This window comes from Streptomyces sp. NPDC048484, from assembly GCF_040651415.1.
Lineage (GTDB): Bacteria > Actinomycetota > Actinomycetes > Streptomycetales > Streptomycetaceae > Streptomyces.
In genome coordinates this window covers 1-6,615 of sequence record NZ_JBEZJY010000107.1, presented here as the reverse complement: position 1 = coordinate 6,615, position 6,615 = coordinate 1, and the positions used below count along the sequence as shown (strand labels likewise).

Below are 6,615 nucleotides of genomic sequence, written 5' to 3'. Positions count from 1 at the left end.
GACCAACGTCAGGTGAACTGGCAGTTCACCACCCACGACGCACGCATCAAACTGCGCCACCTATATCCCAAAACTTAGCCACGACAGTCTACTAGACCTGGACACGCTGTACACAAAGCTGCGGCTGGAACTCGGCTTACGTGGGAGACCGGCACCCCATCGTCTGTGTCGCAACAGTTTGGGCAGGGCGCCCTTCATCCGCAACACGGCGTACGAGCCGCTGCCGACGGCATCACGACCCAGCTGGAGCACATGGAGTGCCAGCCAGACGATCAGCACCAGCGTGTCCACAGACGAGTCGGCGTCGGAGCCGTACGTCCGCCTCGCCACCCTTCGAAGCCTGCTGGACCAGCTGATCCGGCAGCTCTCCCCGGCCCAGAGTCTCGCCGACACTCTGCAAGCGGTCACAGTCGGCGTTGTTGCCGGCCTCGGCTACGAACTCGCCGCGCTCAATCTCGTCCGGCCGGACGGTGACCTCGTTGTCGCGGCCTTGGCAGGCAACGATGCAGCGGAGGCTCTGATTGCGGGCAGGATCGGCTCCCGCGCGTCCTGGGAACGCCGGCTCTCGATGGGTGAGGCATGGGGCGACCTACGGTTCATCCCGCACACAGAGGGCCAGGTCCTCGATGATGACGACGTACCCCAGTGGTACACCGACGCACCGGAGCCGCAGTTCGAGGACGAGTGGCATCCCAGTGACCGGCTCTTCGCGCCCCTGTACTCCGTCGGCGGCAAGGGCCGGCGAGACCTGATAGGTGTCATCTCCGTCGACCGGCCACGCAGCGGACGCCGCCCCGGCGCATGGGGACAGGAAGCACTCCAGATGTACGCGGCCCATGCCTCGGTCGCCATCGCCAACGCCCAGCTGAAAGCGAACATGAAACGTGCGCTGGCGCGTCTGGAGCGCGAGCAGCACGCACTTCGTGCCAGCGAGGCATCCTTCCGGGAAGCCTTCGAGTATGCGACGTCGGGCATGGCGGTGACTGAGCTGAGTGAAGAACAACCGGGCAGAGTCATTCGTACGAACAACGCTCTGTGCCACATGCTGGGCAGATCAGCGACAGAAATGCGCCGTTGTACCTTCGCTGACCTCGTCCACCCGGAGGACGGGCACACCTTGCTGACAACGCCCGCCCGGGGAGGCAAGGCAGAGCTTCGGCTCTCCCACCGGGACGGTACGTATGTATGGGTCTCCCTGCGGAACAGTGTCATCCCCGACGATACCTCCGGGCCGGACCTGCTTCTCGTGCACGTCCACGACATCGAAGAACCGAACTAGCGTTGATCCCCCAACCTCGTCCACCTCACGTGACCTGTCGCGTGACTGCGTGCAACCAACTCGATCCCGCCGGGTGGCAGGCGCTGGGTGCCGCCCTCGCGACGGCGGCCGCGGTGTTCGCTCCCATCACCGCCCCGGCCGCACCGGCCCTGTACGTGCTGTTCGCGGTGCGGCTGCGCCGCGTCTGCCTGCAGCCGCCCTTGACGCACCGCCTTGGTGCAGAGTTCAGCCCTCCATCGTTGAAGCTGCGCTGACCACCACCAGTCCGCAGACCCGGCGTACGCCGCTCGCCATCCGGTTACTGATCGGGATGGACCGCCTGGACGCCAGCGCTCTCGTACACCTCGGGCGTCAAGGTGAGCAAGAAGCGCCCGGAAGGGAAATCGGCAGAGGGCCGGGCCGCATGGATGGCGTGGACTGCCGCCCAGGAGTGGCCGACGCGCAGCAACTCTGCGGCGGTCACCGCGGCGTCGGTATCGAACGCCTCGACGTGAACGAACCTGCGGCTGCGGATGTAGCTGAGCAGACCAGGACGCTCGACGTCGCCGGCAGTCAGCGACAGCACCGGCGCGTACAGCGTGCCGAGACCCCCGGACGCCTGGACGTAGAACGCGGCGACAGCCTCGTTGAAGGCATCCTTCGGGTCGTACAGGGCCGCAGCGGTCGTGTCATCGAGAACGACGGCGATCGCCCCCACTACGCGGCCGCCTGCGGACCTCGTGCGCCCAGCCGCTCCAGCAGCCCGCGGGCCTTCGCCTCGGCCTCCGCACTGGGCGTCGACCCAAGAGCAGACGCGAGCTCGGCCCTGGCCTGCTCTGCGCGTTCTTCGAACTCGGCCTGGGTCGGAGTCTCCTGTGCGAGTTCCTCCACGACGCCGCGAATGGTCGTGTTGTGCTCGGCCGCGAGAACCGCGAGACGGTCCCGCACGGCGGTGCTCACCTTGATGCTCGTTTCGTCTGCTGCCATACCTGGCACCCTACCGCGATCTCCTCTACCGTGAGTAGAGGATGGAACGCAGGCCCATTGGCTGTGAGGTCTCACTCTTCTGCGTGTCGATCAATTTTCCGCCGACGAGGAGACGGTACGGCCCGTCAGAGTCGACGATGCTGTCGGTCGGGGATGCGAGGGTGCTGCTCACGATGATCGTGAGAAACGATCTTCGGTCTAGGGTGTGATAAAGCCTCTGACCTGGTCTTTTCCTTGCCTGATAGTACCTTCGAGGAGTACTACTCCGTATGGCGCGCGGGCCGAAGGGGCGAGAACCTCGTCGGTCTCGACGACGGGGCGATCGACCCCGGCCCCAGCTCCGACAAACAGCTGATCACCCGCCCCGCGACCCAGCTCCGCGGATCCGTACGGACGGTGGTGCTGCTCGTCGACTTCCCCGACCGCCCGCACGACGCCGATCACGGCCCCGGCCACTACGACAGCATGCTCTTCGGCCTGGAGGAGTTCCCGAGCGGCAGCATGCGCTCCTTCTACCGTGAGGTCAGCGCCTTCGACACGTCGCCGGGCACCGGCATCGACATCCAGGGCGCGGTGCACGGCTGGTTCCGTATGCCACAGCCGCTGTCGTTCTACGCCGACGACAACTCGGGCATGAACGCCAACTTCCCGCGCAACGCGCAGGGGCTGGCGCGTGACGCGGTACTGGCGGCCAAGGACGCCGGGGTCGACTTCACCTCCTTCGACGCGCTCGACGAGGGTGTCGTCACCGCCCTGTTCGTCATCCACGCCGGACGAGGCGCCGAGCAGACGACCCAGCGCGGCGACCTGTGGAGCCTCAAGTGGACGATCCCCGGCGGCGTCGAGGTCGCGCCCGGCCTGTCGGTCCGCACCTTCCTGACCGTGCCCGAGGACTGCGCCGTCGGTGTCTGTGCCCATGAGTGGGGCCACCTCGCGGCGCGCTGGGCCGACTACTACGACACCGGACAACAGCAGCTGACCCGGTCGGCAGGGCTCGGCAACTACTGCCTCATGGCGGGCGGGTCATGGGGCAACGGCGGACTGACGCCGGTGTTCCCGACCGCCATGCTGCGGATGTTCCACGGCTGGATCGAACCCCAGGTGGTCAACAAGTCCACCCGGGACATCAGGCTGCGGCCCGCGGCGGAGGACGGCGGCGCGGTCTTCGTCCAGAACCCCGAGACGATGTCCGACCATCAGTACATCCTCGTCGAGTACCGCCGCCGGCGCGGACAGGACGCCTTCCTGCCCGACGAGGGGATCGCCGTGTACGTCGTCGACGAGTCGATCGACAACGTCAACGACGAGGCGAACCTCGCCATCGAACTGCTCCAGGCCGACGGCCGGGGCGACCTCTCGCGGATGTTCGGCCGGGGCAACCGGGGTGACAGCGACGACCTGTACCCGTTCAACGACAGGAACACGGTCGGCGAGAGGACGGAACCGGCGCTGAACCTGCCCGACGGCACCTGGACGGGGGTCACCATCGAGACCGCCGGAGTCCCCGGGGCCGACGAGATGACGGTGCACATCACCGTGGCCTGATGTCCCGGGCCCCAGACAGTCCGGTCGGCGGCTTCTCAGGCTCCGGCCAGCCGGTCCACGGAGGCGAGGACGGGACCCACCCCGTCCTCGCCGCGGAGCCGGCCTGCCAGCGCCGTCGCGCGCGCCGAGTGGGCGGGCTCGGTCACAGCGCGCGCCACGGCGGCGCCGAGCGTGCCGGCGGTGAGTCCGCGCAGCGGAACCGCCGCCGGGGCCACCCCGAGTGAGACGAGCCGCGCGGCCCAGAACGCCTCGTCGAACTGGACCGGTACGGGCACGGTCGGAACACCGGCGCGCAGCGCCGCCGCGGTCGTGCCCGCGCCCGCGTGATGCACCACCGCGGCCATCCGCGGGAAGAGCGCCGCGTGCGGGACCTCGTCCACGGTGAACATGTCGTCGCCGGTGGCGGCCAGCCCGGCCCAGCCCCGCTGTACGACGCCCCGCACCCCGGCCGCGCGCAGGGCCCGTACGACCACTGCGCTCAGCCGCTCGGCATCGGGCACGGTGGCACTGCCCAGGCCGAAGAAGACCGGCGGCGGCCCGGCGTCCAGGAAGTCCCGTAGCGCGTCGGGCAGTTGGGGTTCGAGGTCGTACGGCCACCAGTAGCCGGCGACGCCCAGGCCGGGCCGCCAGTCACGGGGTCGGGGCACCACCAGGGGGCTGAAGCCGTGGTGGACCTGCCAGTCGCGCCGCTCACGGGCGAGACGGGCGGCACGTGAACCGAGCGGCGGCAGACCGAGCCGGGTCCGCAACGCCCGTGTCGTGTCGGCGAAGATCTGGTCCACGGCCACATTGACGGCGCGCCCCGCGAGCCGGTTCCCCGCCGCACCCAACGACCGGGTACCGATCACCGGTGGGGCGAACTCCCCGGTCGGGGCGAGTGGTTGGAGATAGACGCCCATGCTCGGCAGACCGTGTCCCTCGGCCACGGCAAGACCGAGGGGCCCCAGCGAGCTCGACAGCAGCAGCACGTCCGCCGAGCCGGCGGCGGTCACCAGGTCGTCCGCCATCCGCCCCACCAGCGACCGCGTCATCCCGACCATCCGGGCCAGCTTGCCGACCCCGGTGGTACTGCGATGCAGCGCGCGCCCGCGGGCGGATTCCAGTTCCGCCCGCGGATCCACCGGCAAGGGATGGAATCCCACCCCCGCAGCCGCCACCAGGGGCTCGAAGCACGCATGTGTCACCACCGTGACCTCGTGGCCGCCCCGCGCCAGCCCGTGCCCAAGTCCCGTGTACGGCGCGGCGTCGCCCCGTGAACCCGCCGTCATGATCGCTACTCGCACGACGGCCAGTATGGCGCCGATGGCCCTGAAACGCCCCCGCCCCGCAGGGCGCACGCGGAAAGTGCAGCCCGCACCGCCCCCGAGGCTCCGCGTTCACGCCGGGCGTTCGGCACCCGGTCCGCGCAGGCGGTCAGCCCACGGGCGAAGTGGCGAATCTGTGCCAGGTCGCGGCTGTGTTGCCGGTCTGCTTGAGCAGGCGGGCCGGTTCCGGCGGGGCAGGCCAGATCTGCAGCAGATACCGGTCATCGGTCTGAGGCTCGTCGTCCTCCCGGACGTTCTTGCCCCTGCCGTCATCCATACGGGTGGCGGAATACCGCACGCGGTAGTCGCGCACCTCCAGTCCCAGCTCCCACCGGTTCTTCCCGTTCCACTGCCGTAGCTCCGTATTCTCTGACAGGGGCCGGAACGGGACCTCGACGATCTCCTCCCACGTCTCGTCCAGCGCGGGTCGGCTGTCATGCAGTTCGGCCGTGAAGCCGACGCCGCCGATGTACAGACCGGTCAGCAGCAACAGCGTCCCGTCCGTCCCGCCCCCGCAGAGCCCGACACCCTCCTGCCCGGCGAAGGCGTCGTGCAGGTCGCACTCGTCCCCGCCGCTCGCCACGAAGATCTGGCCGTAGTCGACATGCACCTCGCCACTGACAAGCACCTTCATTGATTCCGCCCTCTCCTCGGCCGACTTGGTGCCTGATCCTGCCAGTCGGCACTGACAGCGGGGCGGGTCATCGGCGTGATGGCCGCCCAGGTGATCAGGATCGCCGGGCGATCGAGACGACCAGGACGGCAGCCGGGACGAAAACCGCCGTGCCGAACAGAAACCCCGCGAGGAGCCGCCGCCGCAGCGCGCGATAGACCTCCTCGTACTCGCTCCGCAATTCCGCCCCGCGCCGGGCCGTACGCTCCCAGGAAACCCGCGCGAGCGCCACGTACTCCGCCACGAAACGCTCCTCGATCTCGCCACGCTGGCTGTCGGTGAGCCACCCGAACTGCTGGGTGAACCGCCCGGCTTCGCAGCGCCCTTCACCAAGCGTGGCCTCGATCAGCAGATGCCCCTCCAACTCGTTGATCAGCGCACCCGGATCGATCGGCCGGTCATCCATCGCGGTCACCGCAGAGCCCTCTCCGCCGCCGGAAGGTGGGCGGCGCCCGTCGCACCGATTTCGGGATGGTGCAGGTCGAAGGCCGGGGATTCGGAACGGATCCGCGGCAGAACGACGAAGTTGTGCCGCGGCGGCGGGCAGGACGTGGCCCACTCCAGCGAACGGCCGTAACCCCACGGGTCGTCGACCTCGACCTTCTCGCCGTACTTGGCCGTCTTCCAGATGTTGTAGAAGAACGGCAGCAGGGACAGACCGAGAACGAAGGAGAAAATACTGGAGACCGTATTGAGGACCGTCAGCCCTTCCACGGCCAGATAGTCGGGAATCCGGCGCTGCATTCCGTTCGTGCCCAGCCAGTGCTGGACGAGGAAGGTGCCGTGGAAGCCGATGAACAGCGTCCAGAAGGTGATCTTTCCGAGGCGTTCGTCGAGCATCTTGCCGG

The 6,615-nt window shown here is 68.6% G+C and carries 8 protein-coding genes and 1 pseudogene; 3 read left to right on the top strand and 6 right to left on the bottom strand.

Features of this window, described 5'->3' with window-relative positions:
* Nucleotides 1-283: 283 nt before the first annotated feature.
* Together AB0D14_RS44475 and AB0D14_RS44470 are read left to right on the top strand one after the other, a co-directional pair.
* Nucleotides 284-1,270, top strand: a pseudogene (locus tag AB0D14_RS44475) (PAS domain S-box protein); the annotation flags it as partial.
* Between the two features lie 50 nt (nt 1,271-1,320).
* On the top strand, nt 1,321-1,533 hold the full coding sequence (locus AB0D14_RS44470; protein WP_362791110.1) for a hypothetical protein: 213 nt from the start codon (nt 1,321-1,323) through the stop codon (nt 1,531-1,533).
* 44 nt (nt 1,534-1,577) lie between these two features.
* Here the strand turns inward: AB0D14_RS44470 and AB0D14_RS44465 are convergent, their stop codons facing one another.
* Together AB0D14_RS44465 and AB0D14_RS44460 are read right to left on the bottom strand one after the other, a co-directional pair.
* Nucleotides 1,578-1,976 carry a hypothetical protein gene (locus AB0D14_RS44465; RefSeq protein WP_362791107.1) on the bottom strand — a complete coding sequence of 133 codons (399 nt, stop codon included), beginning with the start codon at nt 1,974-1,976 and terminating at the stop codon, nt 1,578-1,580.
* Nucleotides 1,976-2,245: a hypothetical protein gene (locus AB0D14_RS44460; protein WP_362791105.1), complete on the bottom strand. Its 270-nt coding sequence runs from the start codon at nt 2,243-2,245 to the stop codon at nt 1,976-1,978. Before AB0D14_RS44460 ends, AB0D14_RS44465 begins: the two co-directional genes overlap by 1 nt.
* Nucleotides 2,246-2,479: 234 nt before the next feature.
* Between AB0D14_RS44460 and AB0D14_RS44455 the strand changes: the two genes are divergently transcribed.
* A complete protein-coding gene (locus AB0D14_RS44455) occupies nt 2,480-3,790 on the top strand; it encodes a M6 family metalloprotease domain-containing protein (RefSeq protein ID WP_362791102.1) in 1,311 nt (436 codons plus the stop codon).
* A gap of 35 nt (nt 3,791-3,825) precedes the next feature.
* Here the strand turns inward: AB0D14_RS44455 and AB0D14_RS44450 are convergent, their stop codons facing one another.
* From AB0D14_RS44450 to AB0D14_RS44435, 4 genes are all read right to left on the bottom strand, one after another.
* Nucleotides 3,826-5,058, bottom strand: a complete 1,233-nt coding sequence (locus AB0D14_RS44450; protein ID WP_362791115.1) for a glycosyltransferase — start codon at nt 5,056-5,058, stop codon at nt 3,826-3,828.
* Between the two features lie 145 nt (nt 5,059-5,203).
* The gene (locus tag AB0D14_RS44445) at nt 5,204-5,728 is read right to left on the bottom strand and encodes a hypothetical protein (protein ID WP_362791099.1); all 525 of its coding nucleotides are present in this window, start codon (nt 5,726-5,728) and stop codon (nt 5,204-5,206) included.
* Nucleotides 5,729-5,822: 94 nt separating this feature from the next.
* A complete protein-coding gene (locus tag AB0D14_RS44440) occupies nt 5,823-6,173 on the bottom strand; it encodes a hypothetical protein (RefSeq protein WP_362791113.1) in 351 nt (116 codons plus the stop codon).
* Between the two features lie 5 nt (nt 6,174-6,178).
* Nucleotides 6,179-6,615, bottom strand: a 437-nt coding sequence (locus AB0D14_RS44435) for a cbb3-type cytochrome c oxidase subunit I (RefSeq protein ID WP_362791097.1), incomplete at its 5' end; no start/stop codon positions are given.